Consider the following 17,750-nt stretch of genomic DNA (forward strand, 5'->3'; position numbering starts at 1 on the left):
TCTGCACCGGTCGTCGGCGGCCGCGGTGGGGGCGCGGGGGGGCCGCTTAATTCTTCCGGGGTTCCCCCCCTACTCTCTAGCTCCCCGCCCCCCCCCCCGGGCGAAATTTTCCCCGCGGGGCCGCGCCCGCTTGCACAATGCATGCCCATGACCCTCGAATCTCTTCTGACTCAGATCGTCCCCGGAGTCTTCGCGTGGCAGCCCAGACAGGCGGCGACGTGGGGACTGGCCAACTGTGGACTGATCACCTCCCAGGGCCAGGCCCTGCTGGTCGACACCCCGTACACCCCCGGTCTGACGGACGCCTTCCTCGCCGCCGCCCGCGCGGCCGCCGGTCCGCACGCGGCCCTCGACCGCGTCGCCGTCACCCACGCCAACGGCGACCACACCTGGGGCCTGCAGCAGCTCCCGGGCGCCGAAGTCCTCGCCACACGTGCTGCCTTGGACCATCAGTGCCTGGAGCCGACGCCGCAGCAGCTCTACACCCTCGTCAACGACACAGATCCCGGCCAGCCGCTCGGCTGGTACTTCCGCCATCACTTCGGCAAATTCGACTTCTCCGACATACAGGTGCTTCCGCCCACTGATACTTTCAGCGGGCACCGCGACCTGGTGGTCGGCGAGATACCTGTCGAGCTCCACGAGGTGGGACCGGCGCACACTGTCGGCGATCTGATCGTCCATCTGCCCGCGCAGCGGACGGTGTTCGCCGGCGACATCGTCTTCTCCGGCGACCACCCGTCGCACTGGGCCGGACCTCTGGAGCGGGTGTCCGCCGCCTGTGAGCAGATCTTGGGCCTCGATCCTGAGTGGATCGTGCCGGGCCACGGCCCTCTCATGACGCCCGACGAGCTCCGGGCGTACATCGCCTACCTCGACGACCTGTCCGACCAGGCCTACCTCATGCACGGGCAGGGCAAGAGCGCGGTCGAGGCGGCACAGATCCTCGTGGCGGAGGACCGCTACGCTGGCCTGGGCCTGCCGGAACGGCTCGCGATCACACTCAGCACGGAGTTCCGCCACCTCGATGGCGACGCGTCCGCACCCGACCTGCTCGAGCTGATGGAGCACGCGGCCCGCATCGCGTGGGACAGGGCGTCGGTGGCCGAGCCGGCTCGCTGACTCCGCCGCCGCGCCGCGATTTCGTTCCGGCTGGTGAAACGCCAGGCGCGGGGCATTTCAATCATTGAAATATGAACTGAATTCGGCCGGTCGAGCTTGCCTGCCTCACCGTCCGGGCGGTGAGGTAGGGGTGTCGGCGCGCCGTGCACGCACGGGGGAGCGCCGTCCAGGCACCGAGGGCTCTCCCACCGCCCGTTGACGTGCGCGGTCGAGCAGCACGCTGATGCTGGACTCGATTCCGGATGCCGCCACCGGCCCCCCGGCGGCGGCATCCGCTCGCACCTGTCTCCAGCCATGCCCCAGGGAGAGCCATGCCTTCCAAATCGGCCGGTCCCGTCCTCGTGCCGGAGTTCCTCGCCCCCCGCGTAAACGGCATCGCTGAGGCGGCACGGGCCGGCACACCTGCGGAGGCGCTGGCGCTGGCCGAGGGCCTGGCCATGGAACTCTCCGACAGCCACGGCGCCTTTCACGCGCACACCCTGCACGCCATCGAACTCGTGGCCTTCTGCGCCCAGCTCGCCGGGCGCCCGGTCGCCGCCACCACCGCGGGGATCCAGGCCGCGACCGGATGGCTGCGCTCGCTGCCGGGAGACGACGGTCAGGTCCGCCGTCGGGTCCGCAGCGCCGTCGCCTCTTGGTTCACCGTGGACGACGCGGCCGAAGCTGCGCGAACCGGGCACCTGCTGCTGGAGCTGCTGACGTCCGTCTACGGCCCCGGCCATCCGGCAGGTCATCTGGTCGAGCAGCGGCTGCAGGCCATCACCGGGTCGGACGAGGCCGCGGCAGCCGAAGCGCTGCGCCCCTCGGGCCCGGCACTGTCCGTGCGGCCTTGACGCCCCGGCCAGCAGGTCCTCCAACTGGCCCAAGTCAGCGGCATATACCTGAAACGCGTCTACCGGAAAAAACCGGTCCTGGCTCCTCCAGATTGGTCCAACCAGAATCGGCCACGGACTGATCGCGTTGTGGGAGACGCGGCGTCCCTGACTGCGAGGGGGATTTTCGCGTTGATCCACACGAGAACTGCGCCCGCACCGGCGGGAACCGGCACGGCGCCGAACCGGTCCCTGCCGAGTGCCCAGCGGCCGGCACGAGCGGGGACTGCCGCCTTCGCCCCACGGGAGGCGGCGCCGACGGCTCACGCCGTCGGTCTTCGGCGCCCGGTTCCGCCGGCGGACATCCTTCGCCACGACCGGCCGGAACGCAGCGCCTGCCTTCCGAGCGTGGTCGTAGGCTCGCCGGGTCCTGGCCTGACGTGCATGTCCATGCCCGTCGAGAGGCGGTAGAGGAATCTCCTCTCCGCGTTCTCGTCCGCATGGCCCGTACGCCAGTGCCGTACCCGACACCTGAAAGGGATTTCCGCCGATGGCATCGCCCGCCAAGAACCGTTCCCGCGTCCTGCGTCTCGCCGGCCCCGTGCTCACCTGCGCCGTAGTTGCTGGCGCCCTGGCCGGCTGCGGCTCCAGCGACCCGGAGAGCACTCCGTCCTCGCCCTCCACCACCGCGCCGGCGTCCAAATCGCCTACCAGCGACCCGGACCAGGCGGCCAAGGACGACGTGCTCTCCGCGTACACCAACATGCGCGAGATCCAGATCAAGATGGGCGCCGACGGCGACCTGCACACCCAGGACCTGGCCAAGTACGCCAAGGGCGACGCCTCGGCCGACCTCAAGAAGTCCGTCCTGAGGAACAGGTCGCTGGGCATCAAGTTCACCGGCCGGCCCGAGATGAACCCCAAGGTCACTTCCGTCGACACCAAGAACAAGGCGGCCACGCTCAGCGACTGCTTCGACGCGACCAACTGGAAGCCCGTCTACACGAGCTCCGGCAAGGCCGTCGAACTCGCCAAACAGCGCCTGAAGTACCCGGTCACGTCCCAAGCCACGCTGGAGGGCGACACATGGCTTATCACGAAGATCACGGCAGATCGAACGAAGGGCTGCTGATACGCGGGGCCCGCGTGACGGGCGCCCTCGCGGTCCTCCTCGCTTTGGTGCCCGCCGGCCTGGCCTACGCCGATGGAGGCGCCCACGGCTGCTCCGATGTCGACGTCTGCGTTGACGCCGGAACTCCCGGCAGCCCGGGCCACAACGGCAGTGGCACCGGCGGCACCGGCGGGGGCAGCGGGAAGGGCGGCAAGGGCGGCAAGGGCGACGGGATGTGCAAGCTCGTCGACGACACCGAGATCCCCTGCCTGCCCGGGTACAACCCCAAGGACCGCTGCTTCTACGAGCTGATGGACCCCCAGCCGCCGCACGGACCGGGCTACACCGACATGAACGGGGCCGACACCACCGGGCCCGGCGCGTTCTACCAGAAGGACTGCATCGTCAACGACGTCGGCGGCACCGTCTGGTTGACCACGCCCCCGGCCACCGTCCTGCCCGACCCCGCCGAACTGGCCCGCCAGGCCCGGGACAAGATGACGCTGCTCGGTGCCCGCATCGGCTCCACCCCCGGCCCGAACAAGCCCGGCCTGGTCGGCATGCCCGTGTGGCTGTGGAACACCAAGAGCCAGACCACCTGGGGACCCAACACCGCCACGGCAGCCGTGCCGGGCCTGTCCGTGACCGCCACGGCGCGCGTCGCCAAGATCACCTACTCGATGGGTGACGGCGGATCGGTCACGTGCACGACGGCAGGCACGCCCTACAAGAAGTCCTACGGCGGCAAGCCCTCCCCGGACTGCGGCTACCGCTACACGAAGGTCTCCACGAACCAGTCGGGCGGCAGGTTCACCGTCACCGCGACCAGCACGTGGGAGATCACCTGGCAGGCCTCGACCGGCGAGAACGGAACGCTCCCCGACGAGATCCGCACGTCCAACACCACAGCGCGCGTCGGCGAGCTGCAGGTCGTCAACTAGCGCGAGGAAAACCAACACGATGGCCCTTACCAAGGAGCAGGTGGCCCCCGAACGAGGCCCCGCGCAGGCGCCGCTGCCGATCACCAACGACGCTCCGCGCAGCCGGCGCCGCCCGGTCGTCGTCGGCGCCGGCCTGGCCCTGGCGGCCGTCGGCGCACTGGTGTCGGTGTGGCTCGTCAACGAAGCTGGCGACAAGGTCGCCGTCGTCGCCACCCGACACGCCATAGCGGCCGGCGACACCGTCGAAGCCTCCGACCTGGTCACGGCGGAGATCTCCCGCGACTCAGGGCTGCACACCGTCCCCGTCTCCCGCTCTTCCGAGATCGTCGGCAAGCAGGCCGCGTCCGACCTTCCGGCCGGCGTCCTGGTCACCGAAGACTCGGTGAGTGCCGGATCGAGCGTCACCAAGGGCAAGTCCGTGGTCGGCATCCTGGCCAAGCCCGGCCAGCTCCCGGTCCAGAAGCTCCACACCGGAGACACGGTCACCATCGTCCACACCCGCGGTGACGGCAGCGACTCGGCGTCGTCCAGCAAGCCCGGCTCGACCCCGGACAGCCTGCCTGCGGTGGTCTCCCGCGTCGGGGCGCCGGATGCCAACGGCGCCGTCGTCGTCGACGTCGCCGCGGCCGAGGTCAACAGCACCTCCCTCGCCGCCTGGGCCGCCGGCGGCGACGTCGCGATCGTGCTGAAGGCGGACAGCTGATGGCGATCATCGCGCTGGCCTCCGGCAAGTCCAGCGGAGTCACGTGCTCGGCACTCGCCCTTGCCCTGTCCTCGCCGCGGCCCACACTCCTGGTGGAGGCAGACCCGGCGGGCGGCACCGTGCGGGCCGGATATCTCGGGGGAGAAGGAACGGCGCAGGTCGGCCTGCACCGGCTGGCCTCCGCCGACCGGCAGGGCACCCTGGCCCGGGAGTTCCGCCACCACTGGATCTCCCTGGACAAGGAGCACTCGGGCAACCGCATGCTGCTGCCCGGCCTCACCGCCCCGACGCAGGCCCCCTCCATGGCCCGGACCTGGGACAGCATCGCCGCACTGCTGGCGGTCCTGGACGGACAGGGCTTCGACGTCATCATCGACGCCGGCCGCATCGTGACCGAGTCCGAGACACAGCTGAGCAGCCGCTCCTACCCGGCGCCCCTGCTGCGCGCCGCCGACGCCGTGCTGCTCGTCGTGCGCTCCACCCAGGCCTCCATGGTCGCCGCGGCACCGGCGGTGCGGGTCCTACGAGAGGACCTGGCCAGCAACGGCACCGGCGCCGACGCGCTGGGACTGCTGGTGATCGAGGAAGGGAGCGCCTCCACCAGCAACGTGCAGCAGTGGCTGCAGGCCCCCGTGGTCTGCGCCCTGGACTGGGACCCGGACACCGCCGACGTGTTCACCCACGGGCAGGCGCGCCTGCGCCGCACCGCCAAGGGCCTGCTGCGCTCGGCCCGTTCGGCCCATGACCGTTTGCAGGAGGTCGTCACCCGGCGGCGTATCCAGCTCCACCCCGCGCACTACAGCGCCCTGGCCTGAAGGAGGGCAGCGACATGACCGACGTACGACCTGAACGGATTCCCCCTGCCCCTGCCGCGGCCTCCCTCGAGGACCTGTTCGAGCAGCGGTTGCGGCAGCGCAACGGATCGTCGGACACCCACGGGCCCGATTTTCCACCGCAGGTCTCTCCCGCCGCCGTTCCCGCCTCTCCGGTTGCGGCCGACGGCCAGGCCCTCGGCGTGCTGCCGGTGGGGTACGAAGTGATCTCCGATCTGCGCCAGCAGGCCAGCTCCAAGATCGGGCAGGCAAGCGCGGCCGACGGCACCATGAGCCCGCAGGACCAGCGCCAGCTCGGCCTGAAGATCATCCGCGAGACGGTCAGTGAGTGGGCAACCCGGTACGCGGCAACCGCCGTCCAGCCGCTGACAGATGCCCAGGAGGCGCAGCTGCGCCAGGCGGTCTTCGACGAGCTGTTCCGCGCTGGCCGTCTGCAGCCGCTGCTGGACAATCCGAACGTCGAGAACATCCTCATCAACGGCGACCGGGTCCGGGTCGACTTCGCCGACCGTCCCAGCCAGCAGTGGGACCCGATCGCGCCGAACGACCGTGAACTCGTGCGGCTCATCAACCACATCGCCCGTATGCAGGGCCAGGGGGAGCGTGCGCTCACGCCCGCGACACCGAACCTGAACATGCGCCTGGGCGACGGCTCCCGGCTCGCGGCCAGCTACCTCATCACCCCGCGGCCCCAGATCGTAATCCGACGCCACCGCACCCGCGGGCAGGGACTGGACGACCTCATGAAGTGGGGCACGATCGACAGCACCCTCGCCGCCTTCCTGCGCACCTCCGTCAAGGCCCGCAAGAACATCGTCCTGGTCGGCTCGCAGGGCGCCGGGAAGACGTCGTTGCTGCGCGCCATGGCGCGGGAGATCCCCCGCACCGAGCGGGTCGGCACCCTGGAGAGCGAGTACGAGCTCTACCTCCACGAGGACCCCGACGGGCCGGAGGTAGTCGCCTACGAGGGCCGTGAGAGCAACGGCGAACGGGGCCCGGACGGCAAGCCGCTGGGCGAGCTCACCCTCTCCGATCTCTTCCCGCAGCTGCTGCGCATGTCGCTGCGCCGGATCATCGTCGGCGAGGTCCGCTCCAAGGAAGTCGTGCCGATGCTGCACGCCATGAACACCAGTGAGGGCGGCTCGATGTGCACCCTGCACGCCGAGACCGCACAACTCTCGTCGGAGCGGCTGGTCACCTTGTGCCTGGAGGCCGGCATCGGCATGAGCGAGGCCCTGGCCTACCGCCTGGTCGCCCAGGCCATCGACCTGGTCGTCTACATCCGCCTCGTCGACGAGACGGAACTGACCGACGCAAGCGGGCGCCCCGGGCGCAAGCACCGCTTCGTCAGCCACGTCATGGAGATCACCGGCATCGGCGAGAACAACCGCCCCAGCCATCAGATGATCTTCGCTCCGCGTGAGGAGGGCGGCATCCGCGAGCCCCGCGCCGTCCCCCAGCAGATGCCCAGTCCCCGCTACCTCGCCGACATCGAACGCGCCGGGTTCGCGCGCCAGGAACTCACACGGCCGTGGGGCAGCTGGACCGGGCGCCTGGAAACGGTGATGCCACTGTGAACCTCGATCTGCACTCCCTGCTCGCCGCGTTCTCCGCGGTGACGGCCGTCGCCGGTCTCTTCGTCGCCGCGGCCGGCCTGCTGGGCTGGGCCGAGCAGCCCGCCCGGCGCCGCAGCCGCGCCCGGCAGCGACTGCGTACCGCGCTGGGCCTGGGCGCAAGCCCCGGCCCCGTGGCCTGGTGGGCGCGCGCCAGCACCCGCGTCACCGGAGCACTCGTCGTAGGACTGCTGATCTGGCTGTTCACCGGCTGGCCCATGGGCGGCCTGGTCGCGGCAGTGGTCATCGTGGGCCTGCCCTGGCTTCTCAACTCGGGCGCCAACGCGACCCGGGAGATCGCCCGCCTCGAAGCGGTCGAGGAATGGGTGCGCCGTCTGTCGGATATCCACACCGTGGGCGTCAGCCTGGAGCAGAGCATCCAGCGCAGCCTCCAAACGGTGCCGGCCCCCATCAAGGACGAAGTCACGCGCCTGGTCTCCCGCATGTCGGCCGGCTGGCATCCCCAGGACGCCTACCGGGTCTTCGCCGACGAGCTCAACGACGCCACGGCCGACGAGGTCGTCGCCCTGATGATCCTGCACATCGAAGACCGCGGTGCCGGGCTCAGCCGCGCGCTGAACGACCTCGCTTCCGGCCTCTCGCACGAGGTCCTCGGCCGACGCGAGATCGAAGCCGACCGTCAGAAACCGCGGACGAACGACCGCTGGGTGACGATCTTCTGCCTCGCGATCTTTGGCCTGTCCATGCTGTCGGGCGCCTACACCAAGCCCTACACCACCGTCGTCGGCCAGCTCGTCCTGATCCTGCTGGGCGCCGCGTTCGTCCTGGTGAAGATCTGGATGCGGCGGATGGCCATGATCGAGCCCACCCCCCGGTTCCTGTCCGCACAGGACCGTGCGGGCGGCGACACCACCCTCAAGGAGGCGCCATGATCTCGCCGTTCGCGGTCCTGGGCGGCGCCGCCGTCGGCGCTGGACTGGTCGTCGCCTTCCGGGGGCTGGCCCCCGGCCGTCCCGATGTGGGGGACGTCATCTCCCGCATGGACGCTGGCCGCCTGGAGAACCTCCAGCCGGTACGCACCACCACGCCAGCCGGAGGCCTGGAGAAGCTGGGCGCCGCGCTGCTGCGCTCGGCCGGCGAGGGCACCCTGCGCCTGCCGCGCCAGGAGCTGGAGCTCATCGGTCGCAGCCCCACCCGGCACATCGGCATCAAGGTGATGCTCGGCCTGTACGGGCTGGTGCTGCCAGCACTCCTGGTCTACGCAGCTGCCGCCGCCGGGTATCCGATGCCCTTCCCCGTGCCGGCGCTCGCCGGCCTGCTGCTGGGCGTGCTGTTCTGGTTCGTTCCCGACATCCACGTCAAGCAGCAAGCAGTCGAGGCCCGCGCGGACTTCCGTCACGCGATCAAGACGTACCTGCGCCTGGTCCAGCTCGAGCGGGCCGCCGACGCGGCCCCCACGCAGGCCCTGAAGAGAGCGGCGGAGGTCGGCGACGGCTGGGTGTTCGTGAAGATCCGCGACGCGATCACCCGGGCCGAACTGGAAGGCATCAGCCCCTGGGAGGGGCTGCGCCGCCTGTCGGAGGAGCTCGATGTACCCGAACTCGGCGCCCCCGCAGACATCATCTCGATCGCCGGCGAAGAAGGCGCGGCGGTCGGCGAAACCCTCGGCGCCCAGGCCCGCTCCCTGTCCGGAGCCCTGGTCACCGCGGCCAAGGCCAAGGCCAACAGCGCCTCGGAAAAGATGGTCATGCCGGTCTCCGCCCTCGTCGTGATCATGACCATCTACATCGGCTATCCCGCCCTTACCCGGATCATGTCCGCCTGACAACGACAAGGACACACCATGCAGTTCAACGACCCCATCCTCAGCCTCCTCGTCGCCCGCGCCCGCGCGGAAGTCATCAAGCTGCGCGCCCTGACGGAACAGGACCGCGGCGGCCTTTCGATCGAAGCGATGATCATCGTCGGCTCCCTCGTGGGCATCGCCGTCGTCGCAGCCGGCGTGCTGCTGCTGAAGGTCAACGAGAAGGCCGGCGAGATCAAGTGACGCACTCCGGACGACGGGTGCGCCGATGGGCCCGGACCGTCGCTGCCCGCAGCACGGCCCGGGACCGCGGCGCCCTGTCCCTGGAGCTGCTGGTCATTTTCCCCGTCGTGCTGCTCCTGATCCTGCTGACGGTCCACGCCGGCCTGTGGTGGCACGCGCGCAACGTGGCGCTGTCCGCAGCACAGCAGGGGGTCGAGGCGGCCCGCGGCCGCGATTCGACCCTGGGCGCCGGAACCCGGGAGACCCAGGACTTCCTCGACCGTGCGGGAGGCAGCATCTCCGGCGCGCACGTGAGCGGCACCCGGGGACAGACCGTGCGGATCACGGTCACCGGGCACGTCGACACCCTGATCCCTGGCCTGACGCTGCCCATCAGCCAGCACGCCCAGGCCGCGACCGAACGCATCACGGAGCCGTAGTGATCACCACCGCCCTACGCAGGCAACTGGCCCGCGACGACGGGGCACTGTCGCTGGAAGCCATGATCCTTTTCCCGGTACTGATCATGGTGCTGCTGCTGATCGTCGCCTTCGGTCGCATCCAGTCCTCCGGCAACGCCGTCGACACGGCCGCACGCAACGCCGCCCGGGCCGCGTCCCTCGAACGCGAGGCGGGCGCGGCGCGCAGCGCCGGAACCGCCGACGCGCGGGCAGGCCTTCGCGACCAGGGCCTGTCGTGCACCGCGGTCTCGGTCGACATCACCACCGACGGGTTCAACGCACCCCTGGGAACGCCAGCCACCACGACCGCCACCGTGCGCTGCACCGTACGGCTGTCCGACATCGGGCTGCCGGGCCTGCCCGGCGCCAAAACCCTGACCTCCAGCTTCACCAGCTCGATCGACTCCTACCGCCAGCGCGACTGAAACAGGAACCCATGACCGCCGCCCGCCCCACCCCAGCGTCCCCGCCGGCCGCCGCGCACCCGCGCTGGTGGCGGCGGGACAACGGCGCGCTGTCGCTCTTCGTCCTGGTGACGATCGTCGGGCTGTTCGCCGTCGCCGCCCTGGTCGTCGACGGGGGCGGCAAGCTGCGTGCCCTCAACAACGCCGAGGGCGTGGCAGGCGAAGCCGCCCGCGCCGGCGGCCAGGCCATCGACGCGGGCAAAGCCATCTCCGGCGAAGGCGTCGTCGTCGACCGCAACGCGGCCGTGGCAGCCGCCCGCTCCTACCTCGCCCGCGCCGGTGCCACCGGAAGCGTGCAGGTCAGCGACGACGGGGCATCCCTGACCGTGACCGTGAACGAGACCTACTCCCCCATCTTCCTGCCGGGCGGCAACTGGTCCGTGACCGGAACCGGCCACGCCGACCTGGTCTACCGGGGGTAGACATGAACACACGCAGCAAACCCGCCGCGTTCGCCCGCGGCCTGGTCAGTCTGGCAGCACTCCTGGTCCTGCTGGTGGGCGTCCCGTACGTCCTGTTCCACGTCGGCGTCCTCCCCCATCACGTGCCCTCCGGCCACGAGATCGTCAGCGCACTGACCCAGCAGGACACCGGTCAGCTCTTCCTCGGCGCGATCACCCTGATCGGCTGGTACGGGTGGTTGTCGTTCGCTGTGTCGGTCGCTCTCGAAGCGGTGTTCATCGTCCGCCAGCGCAAGGCGCCCAGGCTGCGGATGCTCAGCGGAACGCAGCGGCTGGCCGGCACCCTGATCGGCGGGATCATCCTCCTCCTGCCGACCAGTGGTGCGTTCGCCTCCCCCGCGTCGGCCGCCCCCCACGTGGCCACCGCCTCAGCCAGTCACGTCTCGGCCGCCCCGGCTGCCGCCACGACCGCTTCCGGACACACAGCGGCCGTGCCGGCCGCCGCGCACACCGGCCCGGTCCATCACGTCAAGGCGGGCGACACCCTGTGGGACATCGCCGAGCAGCGCCTGGGCAACGGTCTGCGGTGGCGCGAGATCGTCGAAGCCAACCAGGGCGTGACGCAAGCCGACGGCACTCACCTGACCGAAGACACCACCGTCCTCCAGCCCGGGTGGACACTGCGGCTGCCCTCCGACGCCCGGCCCGCGGCCTCGACCGACGAGAGCGGCGTGCGGACCCAGACCGGCGGCACCACCGCCGCCCACGACACCGAGCACACCGTCCGGCCCGGCGAGACGCTGTCGTCCATCGCCGAGGACGAGCTCGGCGACGCCGACGACTATCCCGCGATCGCCGAGGCCAACGACCACCTCCGCCAGCCCGACGGCCGCACCCTGACCGACCCGGACAAGATCTACCCCGGCTGGCAGCTGAAGATCCCCACAACCCATGGCGACGCCGGCGACCGTACGGACCCGCCGACCCCGCCGCGCGAAGAGCCCGCGCCCAACCACAGCAGCGGTGGCGAGCAGCAGGGCAGCGGGCAGCACGAGCAAGCACCCGCACAGCACGGCCAGGACAAGGAGGGCGATCAGGGAGGCGGTAAGCCGACGGCCCGCCCGGACGCGCCGGCCACCCAGATGCCGGCGCCCCGCGAGTCCGCACAGCCGTCCGACCGGACACCGGCTGCGCCTCACACACCGGCCGAAGCCGCCCCCCAACAGGACTCCGGCTCCGGCGAGCAGAGCGTGAAGACCGTCGCAGCGGCCGGGAGCATCCTGGCGGCCGCCGTCCTCGCCGTCATCGCCACCCGCCGGGCCCGGCAGCAGCGCCGGCGTCGCGCGAAGCGGCGCATCCCCATGCCCAGCGGGGCGGTCGCGGACTTCGAGAAGCAGCTGCGCGTGGCCTCCGACATCACCGGAACCCTGCTCGCCGACCGGGCCCTGCGCACGCTGGCCGCCAACTGCCGCCAGAGCGGACGCCCGTTGCCCGAGGTCGAGGCCATGCGCATCACCGCGCGAGGAGTGGAACTGCACCTGGCCGCCGCCGTTCCCCCCGTCGAGCCGTTCACCGAACGCGAGAACCTCCCGACGGTGTGGTGGTGCCCGGCCCGCGGCGCCGCCCTGCTGGAGGCGGACCAGGCCGCCGACATCACTCCCCCCTACCCGGCTCTGGTCAGCCTGGGCGAGACCGCGGACGGCGACCCGGTCCTGGTCGACCTGGAAACCATCGGCCTCCTGCGCCTGGACGGCAGCCCGGCCGACGTCCGCGCGGTCACGCTCGCGCTCGCCGTGGAACTGGCTTCCTCCAAGCTCGCACCCGCCACCCAGATCGTCCTCGCCGGCGCCGGAAGCGACCTGCAGACCCTCTATCCCGACCAGATCGACCACCACACGGAGCTCGGCGAGGCCGTCGCCGAGCTCCAGGCGCACGACGCCTTCCAGCGGGACGCACTTACCGGCGGCGGCCACGATCACCTGCGCGGAGCCCGGCTGAGCGAGGAGACCTCCGGAGACTCCTGGATACCCCGCATCCTGGTCGCCACCGACGCGCCGACCGGCCCGTCGACCGCCGTGCTCGAGGACCTGCTCGCCTCCCGGCCCCGCACCTCGGTCGCGGTCGTCACCGCGGCCGGTGCGCAACTGGACCTGCCCGGAGCGTGGACCCTTCCCGCGCAGCCGGGTGCCCCTGTCGAACTGCCTGGCCTGGACCTGGCCGTACGGCTGCAATACCTCGACAATGCCGCCTACGACCGGCTCGTCCAGCTGCTGGTCACCTCCAGCCGCACCGACGACGTGGCGCCGCCGCCGTGGACCCGTCACACGGGCCCGGCGGACCACAACGGTCCGCGACACACCGTCGTCACGGCCTCCGAAGACTCCGCGCTGGCCCCCGAGACCACCGCCCGCCCCACCGCAGACACCAGCCGGCAGGCCGCAGGGGGCGGGGACCTGGCGAGCGCGCTGCCGAGCTTCGCTTTCCTGGCACCGTCCTACTCCCCCGCCCTCGACAGCACGGCAGCCTCCCTTCCCGAGCAGGACGACTCCGGCAGCGCCCTGTCGGCCGACGCCCTTGCCGACGCCGACACCGGCCCGGCGCAGGAGGATTGGAACGACGCTTACGCCGACGAGCCCGACGAGGCGATGGTGGCCGACATCGCACTGGACGGGGACGAGCCGGAGGAGGAGGGCTCCGCGCTGGACGGCGCCGTCTGGGGGAAGCCCGCGTCCGCCGACGAGTTCGACACCGCGCTGAGCGAGGTGCTGGCCGAACAGGACGACGTCGCCCCGCAGACCGCGGATGACGCCGACGCCGACGCCGACGCTGACGAGGACAGCACGGAGTCGGGCCTGTCCTCAGCCGCGCTCGGCCAGCCGCAAGGGCCTGCCGCCGCCCCGGCAGAGCGACGCATCGTGCCCCGGCCCAGCGCGGCGACCTCCACCGTGCTGGCCGCCCTGGCCACACCGCCCGAACCTCCGGCAGCGCCCCAGATCCACGTCCTCGGACCGGTGGACCTGGTGGGGACGCTCGGCCGGGTGGAGAGCAACCGCCGCAACGCGCTCAAAGAGATCGCGGCCTGGCTGGTGCTCCATCCGGGACTGCACCGCCAGGACCTCGACGACGCCATCTGGCCGGGCATGCGCACGCTCGCCGACTCCCGCAACTCGGCAATCAGCAAACTGCGTGCGTGGGTGGGCCGCGATCCACTGCTGCCGGCCGGGGACGCGCAGGCCGCCTACCTGCCCCCGATCAAGGGCGGCGTGTACCGCTTCAGCGACCAGGTCACCTCCGACTGGGGCCAGTTCCAGGACCTGTACCAGCAGGGCATGCACCACGACGGGCAGGATGCCGACGTCGCGCTCGCCCAGGCACTGGCCTTGGTCCGCGGCCGCCCCTTCGCCGACGTCGACCCCGCCAAGTACACCTGGGCCGAGGCCGACATCCAGGAGATGATCAGCGCGATCGTCGATGTCGCCCACGAGCTGGCCGAACGGCGCCGCCACCTGCGCGACTACCGCGCCGCCGCCCAGGCCGTCACCAAGGGCCTCATGGTCGACGCACAGTCCGAACTGCTCTACCGCGACCTGTTCACCATCTGCCACGAGATGGGAGACGAGGACGGGCTCAAGCGCGCCGCCCACCAGCTGGCCCGCATCAACACCGAAGAGGGCTGCGACTCCTCGCCCGAGACCGTGGGCCTTCTGCGCACGCTCCTGAAGGGCGAACACGCCCACTCCACAGCCCTCGGATCCGCCGCTTCATGACCTGCCACACCGCATTCGCCCCGGCCCGCTGTCACACCGGGCCGCTGAAACGGACCTGTAGAGAGCGAGGGCCTTCCTCGGCCGATCATCCGACAAAGGAGCACACGCGCATGATCCCCCGCCGGCACCGCCCAGCCGTCCCGCGCGCCGGCGCCGCCGTACGGGCGGTCGCAGGCAGAGCTGTTCGCGCTTCAGGAGGAGGCCGGTGATGGATCTTTCGCAGTTGGCTCTGCCCGGCGGCCTCACCATCGCCGGGATCGGCGCCGTGGCCACCACCGGCATGGTCCTCGGACACCGGCGCCGCAGCAGCGAGCAGACCGCGACCACCGAGGAACGCGACCAACTCGCCCTCCAGCGACGCCAGTCCTGGCAGCGCCGACTGGCCGTGACGTCCCTGGCCGTCGGCTGCCTGATGATGTTCGTCCTGGCGGGCATCGCGGCCTGGCTGAGCTTCGGGGCTCAGCGCGAGTACGCCCACGCGCACAACGGCGGCGACTGGGACGCGGCCACCCTGTTCGCGATGCTGCTCGACGCCGGGGCCTTGAGCCTCAGCCTGATCCGGTTCTTCGAAGCGCTCTCCCTCCGCTCTTCTGGGATCACCAGGCTGCTGCTGTTCGCCTTCGTCGCGGCCTCGGCACAGATGAATCTGCTGCACGCGCCCGAGGCAGGCTTCAGCGGCGCGTTCCTCGCCGTGGTGCCGCCGCTGGAGTACGCGGTACTGCTCGAGATGCTCCTGTTCAAGATCGAACAGGTGATCATGGGCAGGCAGAAGCGGCGCAGGGGTGATGAGGAGCGGGGCTACAGCCTGCTGTTGTGGCTTCCCTGGCCCATCGGGTCCCCCGTGCGGATGTGGAAGGCGTGGCGCAAGGAGCTGCTCGCCACCGTCGACAACGTGCGGGTGACCGGATCCCGGCACGTTCTGGTGCCGAGCACCGGCGACGAGCCGGCCCCCGTCCCCGCATCCGGCCCCCCGGTGGCCGCAGATCTGCCGGACCCGCCAGCCGTCCCGGCACGGCAGAGCGGCGGGACGGCGGACGTCCTGGCCGCGCGGGATGCTGGTACCCGGCGGCCGGCGGCCGGCGAGGGCAGCGCTGCGGTGCCCGTGACGCAGCAGCCCGCCTTGCCCGGTCCGCTCAAGCCACCGGCCCCTCCTGCCGAACGGCCTGCCCCGGCAGCGCAGCGGCCCGAGCCCGTCACCGCGGCAGTGCCCGCTGCGGCTGCGCCGGCCGCTCCGCCCCCCGTACACCCGCAGTCCGGCGCGCGGGCAGAAGAGGAGGAGTCGCAGACCGCAGGCGGGGACATCCGGGATGAGGAGCCGGATGCACGCGATGAGAAGGCGGCCCCGCCGGACGGGCGCAGCGGCCGGGGCGGCTCCCATCCTGAGCCCGGCGACGACGGAGAGGCCGACGACGAGGGCGACGGCTACGAGGACGAGATCCAAGCTGAGCACGGCCGGCCGGCGCCCGGAGCGGGTGACGGCGACGTCCGTGAGCGGCAGCGCGCGCAGATCGACCTCTCCGCACTTCCCAAGGACGAGAAGCCGCGCCAGCTCGCCGAGCGCATCTACCTCGCTCACCAACTGGCTGGCCTCGCGCTGGACAAGGCGGACCTGGGCCGGTGGGCCCGCTACAAGAACCCGCGGTCCGGACACAACGAGTACCTGCGGCTGGAGAAACAGTACGGACCGATCATCGAGAAGGAGGGCGCCGGCTACCTCGACCTGGACTGGTCGGTGCAGCCTGCTGACACCGCTCAGGCCGCCTGAGCGACGGTCCGGCTGACCAAGTCGGGGCACCGGCCGGACCGCGGGCTCTGCGCCGGTGTCGGTGCCGACCGGTAGCCTCGTGCCGAAACGACATCGCCCACGCAGGGGGAGCATGATGAGCCGCGGCCGCTGGGAGCAGGCGATCGCCGATCTTCAGGCCCAAGGCGGCGCGGCCCGGGCCTCCGCCAACCGCGTCGACGACCTCGGCGTCGACGCGGCACGCGGGGCCAGGAAAACTGCGATCGCCGTCCACTACGCAGCCGAGACCGACTACCTTCGCAGCGCCCTCGTCCTGCTGCGCGCCCACCTCGACGGTGCGCGCCCGCCGCGGCGTCTGCCCATCGCCCGCATGTGGCCGCGTCCCGCCCGCGACGTCTGGGAAGAGCGCTGCCTGGGCCGGCTCGGCGGAGTGTGGCGGGCGATCCCCGGCCAGGCCATGCTGCAGCGGATGCGTAGCGCCCCGTCCGATCCGCTGCTCGACAGGGTGGCCGTGCAGGCCGAGGCCCTGCGGGCCAGCTTGCACGGCCACCGGCGGCACCCGCAGATGTACGAGAGGTTCCTCCCCACACCCGGGAGCAGTCCCATGGACCTGGCCGTCGGACGAGGCGGACGCACGGCTCCGACGCTGCCCGGTTTCCCCGACCCCGGACACCCCCTGAACCTCGCCTTCGCCGCCCGCGGCACGGGCCTGCGGATCCAGCCCGCCCGGAACTCCGAGGCCGGGCAGCTCAAAACGGACGAGTTCGCGGTGCACGAGCGGGCCCTCGCCTTCGGCGACGCTGTTCTGGCTCTCCTCGCACATCACCACCCGACTGGTACGAGCAGCGAGAGCCGCACCGGCCGCCTGCGCGGCGCCGGGCGGTGGGTCGGCCGCGAGAAGGCCCTGATCGCGCCCCGCCCGGCGTGGCCGGCCAAGCTCAACGCCTTCCAAGCGGTCACCGTATGCGGGCTGTCGCTGCTGCTGCTGGCCTGCGCAGCGCTTCCGCTGACCTTCGCCAACGCGGCCGGACTCCTCTCGTACTTCACCTGGGCGTTCACGGCGACGGGGCTGCTGGTGGGCCTCGGCGGCCTCTGTCTCTACCGGGCCGTGCCGAAGCTGCTCCGGCGTCCCGGCTGGAGCGCGGCGCTCCCGGGGATAGCCGCCGGGCTCGCCGCGATCGTGGTGTGGCAGGTGCAAGGCCCCTTGGCGGGCCACTTCTTCGCGGGACCGTACGAGCGGTACGAGCGGCAGTACAGCGACGGGTGCCTGGCGGCCAGCCCCTACCGGACCGACGCCATCCAGTCACAGGTCAACGACCGTACGCTGGTGGTCACACCGATCAGTGGTGAAGCGACACTGCGTCTGGGGCCCGCCGAAGACCATGGCACGCACCCCCTTCGGCCGCTCGACCAGGCGACCCGGGCCGTACTTGCGCGGTACGGCTGCTGAGCAGTACCGCCTGCCTGGACTTGGAGGGGCCCCGACTGTCGGCGCGTGGTGGCAGACTGCCGGGCAGCGGTAGCTGCCTCTGGCCGCCGCAAGGCGAGGAAGGGCACCCGATGAAGCAGGACACGAGCCCCTGGTCGCGAGACCTGGTGCTGGCCGACTGCGTTGACGTCATGGGCACCATGACGAGCCGCCAGCCTGCACTCACCGTCCGCCTGGCCGGTATCGAGGCCGGCGGCCCCGGGAAGACATCGGCGTCCATGTCCCTCCACGAGGCGACCGACGGCGCCTTCCTCGTCGACGTCGGCGACGAACCGGCTCAGGCATGACGATGTCGTGTGCCG

Annotated in this window: 17 protein-coding genes; all 17 read left to right on the forward strand. The window is 71.4% G+C overall.

The genetic code is table 11. The features are described 5' to 3' along the window. Window positions 1–147: 147 nt before the first annotated feature. The 17 genes from ACFV6H_RS28980 to ACFV6H_RS29060 all read left to right on the forward strand — a co-directional run bounded on the left by ACFV6H_RS28980 (window position 148) and on the right by ACFV6H_RS29060 (window position 17,735). Complete coding sequence (locus tag ACFV6H_RS28980; protein WP_385547850.1) at window positions 148–1,122, forward strand: MBL fold metallo-hydrolase; 975 nt, start codon at window positions 148–150, stop codon at window positions 1,120–1,122. A gap of 311 nt (window positions 1,123–1,433) precedes the next feature. Continuing rightward, complete coding sequence (locus ACFV6H_RS28985) at window positions 1,434–1,955, forward strand: hypothetical protein (protein ID WP_385547853.1); 522 nt, start codon at window positions 1,434–1,436, stop codon at window positions 1,953–1,955. Between the two features lie 529 nt (window positions 1,956–2,484). After that, window positions 2,485–3,066, forward strand: coding sequence for a hypothetical protein (locus ACFV6H_RS28990; RefSeq protein WP_385547856.1), 582 nt, complete (start codon window positions 2,485–2,487; stop codon window positions 3,064–3,066). Beyond that, window positions 3,021–3,986 (forward strand): ATP-binding protein, encoded by a 966-nt coding sequence (locus ACFV6H_RS28995; RefSeq protein WP_385547859.1) that lies wholly within the window; start codon window positions 3,021–3,023, stop codon window positions 3,984–3,986. Before ACFV6H_RS28990 ends, ACFV6H_RS28995 begins: the two co-directional genes overlap by 46 nt. Before the next feature lie 19 nt (window positions 3,987–4,005). Next, a complete protein-coding gene (locus ACFV6H_RS29000; protein WP_385547862.1) occupies window positions 4,006–4,689 on the forward strand; it encodes a flagella basal body P-ring formation protein FlgA in 684 nt (227 codons plus the stop codon). Further along, the gene (locus ACFV6H_RS29005) at window positions 4,689–5,504 is read left to right on the forward strand and encodes a hypothetical protein (protein WP_385547865.1); all 816 of its coding nucleotides are present in this window, start codon (window positions 4,689–4,691) and stop codon (window positions 5,502–5,504) included. The genes ACFV6H_RS29000 and ACFV6H_RS29005 overlap by 1 nt, the downstream gene beginning before the upstream one ends. A 14-nt stretch (window positions 5,505–5,518) precedes the next feature. Continuing rightward, window positions 5,519–7,099, forward strand: a complete 1,581-nt coding sequence (locus ACFV6H_RS29010) for a CpaF family protein (protein WP_385547868.1) — start codon at window positions 5,519–5,521, stop codon at window positions 7,097–7,099. After that, on the forward strand, window positions 7,096–8,028 hold the full coding sequence (locus tag ACFV6H_RS29015) for a type II secretion system F family protein (protein ID WP_385547871.1): 933 nt from the start codon (window positions 7,096–7,098) through the stop codon (window positions 8,026–8,028). The genes ACFV6H_RS29010 and ACFV6H_RS29015 overlap by 4 nt, the downstream gene beginning before the upstream one ends. Further along, window positions 8,025–8,921 (forward strand): type II secretion system F family protein, encoded by an 897-nt coding sequence (locus ACFV6H_RS29020; protein WP_385547874.1) that lies wholly within the window; start codon window positions 8,025–8,027, stop codon window positions 8,919–8,921. Before ACFV6H_RS29015 ends, ACFV6H_RS29020 begins: the two co-directional genes overlap by 4 nt. A gap of 18 nt (window positions 8,922–8,939) precedes the next feature. Further along, on the forward strand, window positions 8,940–9,143 hold the full coding sequence (locus tag ACFV6H_RS29025) for a hypothetical protein (protein ID WP_311301124.1): 204 nt from the start codon (window positions 8,940–8,942) through the stop codon (window positions 9,141–9,143). Window positions 9,144–9,160: 17 nt separating this feature from the next. After that, window positions 9,161–9,562 carry a TadE/TadG family type IV pilus assembly protein gene (locus ACFV6H_RS29030; protein WP_385547879.1) on the forward strand — a complete coding sequence of 134 codons (402 nt, stop codon included), beginning with the start codon at window positions 9,161–9,163 and terminating at the stop codon, window positions 9,560–9,562. Beyond that, window positions 9,562–10,008, forward strand: coding sequence for a TadE/TadG family type IV pilus assembly protein (locus tag ACFV6H_RS29035; RefSeq protein ID WP_385547882.1), 447 nt, complete (start codon window positions 9,562–9,564; stop codon window positions 10,006–10,008). Before ACFV6H_RS29030 ends, ACFV6H_RS29035 begins: the two co-directional genes overlap by 1 nt. 11 nt (window positions 10,009–10,019) lie before the next feature. Then, window positions 10,020–10,469, forward strand: a complete 450-nt coding sequence (locus tag ACFV6H_RS29040; protein WP_385547885.1) for a hypothetical protein — start codon at window positions 10,020–10,022, stop codon at window positions 10,467–10,469. Window positions 10,470–10,471: 2 nt separating this feature from the next. After that, window positions 10,472–14,215 carry a LysM peptidoglycan-binding domain-containing protein gene (locus ACFV6H_RS29045; protein ID WP_385547888.1) on the forward strand — a complete coding sequence of 1,248 codons (3,744 nt, stop codon included), beginning with the start codon at window positions 10,472–10,474 and terminating at the stop codon, window positions 14,213–14,215. Window positions 14,216–14,423: 208 nt separating this feature from the next. Next, a complete protein-coding gene (locus ACFV6H_RS29050) occupies window positions 14,424–15,980 on the forward strand; it encodes a DUF2637 domain-containing protein (RefSeq protein WP_311301119.1) in 1,557 nt (518 codons plus the stop codon). A gap of 112 nt (window positions 15,981–16,092) precedes the next feature. Next, window positions 16,093–17,409, forward strand: coding sequence for a hypothetical protein (locus tag ACFV6H_RS29055; RefSeq protein ID WP_385547891.1), 1,317 nt, complete (start codon window positions 16,093–16,095; stop codon window positions 17,407–17,409). Window positions 17,410–17,519: 110 nt separating this feature from the next. Next, window positions 17,520–17,735, forward strand: coding sequence for a hypothetical protein (locus ACFV6H_RS29060; protein ID WP_385547894.1), 216 nt, complete (start codon window positions 17,520–17,522; stop codon window positions 17,733–17,735). The last annotated feature ends 15 nt before the right edge of the window (window positions 17,736–17,750 follow it).

It is taken from the genome of Streptomyces sp. NPDC059743, assembly GCF_042732975.1.
In the GTDB taxonomy this organism is placed as follows: Bacteria; Actinomycetota; Actinomycetes; order Streptomycetales; family Streptomycetaceae; genus Streptomyces.

Excerpts from the sequence above, each read along its gene's own strand:
- ACFV6H_RS28985 (WP_385547853.1), top strand. The coding sequence starts at position 1,434 with ATGCCTTCCAAATCGGCCGGTCCCGTCCTCGTGCCGGAGTTCCTCGCC.
- ACFV6H_RS28995 (WP_385547859.1), top strand. The coding sequence starts at position 3,021 with ATGGCTTATCACGAAGATCACGGCAGATCGAACGAAGGGCTGCTGATA.
- ACFV6H_RS29050 (WP_311301119.1), top strand. The coding sequence starts at position 14,424 with ATGGATCTTTCGCAGTTGGCTCTGCCCGGCGGCCTCACCATCGCCGGG.
- ACFV6H_RS29010 (WP_385547868.1), top strand. The coding sequence starts at position 5,519 with ATGACCGACGTACGACCTGAACGGATTCCCCCTGCCCCTGCCGCGGCC.
- ACFV6H_RS29005 (WP_385547865.1), top strand. The coding sequence starts at position 4,689 with ATGGCGATCATCGCGCTGGCCTCCGGCAAGTCCAGCGGAGTCACGTGC.
- ACFV6H_RS28980 (WP_385547850.1), top strand. The coding sequence starts at position 148 with ATGACCCTCGAATCTCTTCTGACTCAGATCGTCCCCGGAGTCTTCGCG.
- ACFV6H_RS29045 (WP_385547888.1), top strand. The coding sequence starts at position 10,472 with ATGAACACACGCAGCAAACCCGCCGCGTTCGCCCGCGGCCTGGTCAGT.
- ACFV6H_RS28990 (WP_385547856.1), top strand. The coding sequence starts at position 2,485 with ATGGCATCGCCCGCCAAGAACCGTTCCCGCGTCCTGCGTCTCGCCGGC.
- ACFV6H_RS29025 (WP_311301124.1), top strand. The coding sequence starts at position 8,940 with ATGCAGTTCAACGACCCCATCCTCAGCCTCCTCGTCGCCCGCGCCCGC.
- ACFV6H_RS29060 (WP_385547894.1), top strand. The coding sequence starts at position 17,520 with ATGAAGCAGGACACGAGCCCCTGGTCGCGAGACCTGGTGCTGGCCGAC.
- ACFV6H_RS29020 (WP_385547874.1), top strand. The coding sequence starts at position 8,025 with ATGATCTCGCCGTTCGCGGTCCTGGGCGGCGCCGCCGTCGGCGCTGGA.
- ACFV6H_RS29000 (WP_385547862.1), top strand. The coding sequence starts at position 4,006 with ATGGCCCTTACCAAGGAGCAGGTGGCCCCCGAACGAGGCCCCGCGCAG.
- ACFV6H_RS29040 (WP_385547885.1), top strand. The coding sequence starts at position 10,020 with ATGACCGCCGCCCGCCCCACCCCAGCGTCCCCGCCGGCCGCCGCGCAC.
- ACFV6H_RS29055 (WP_385547891.1), top strand. The coding sequence starts at position 16,093 with ATGATGAGCCGCGGCCGCTGGGAGCAGGCGATCGCCGATCTTCAGGCC.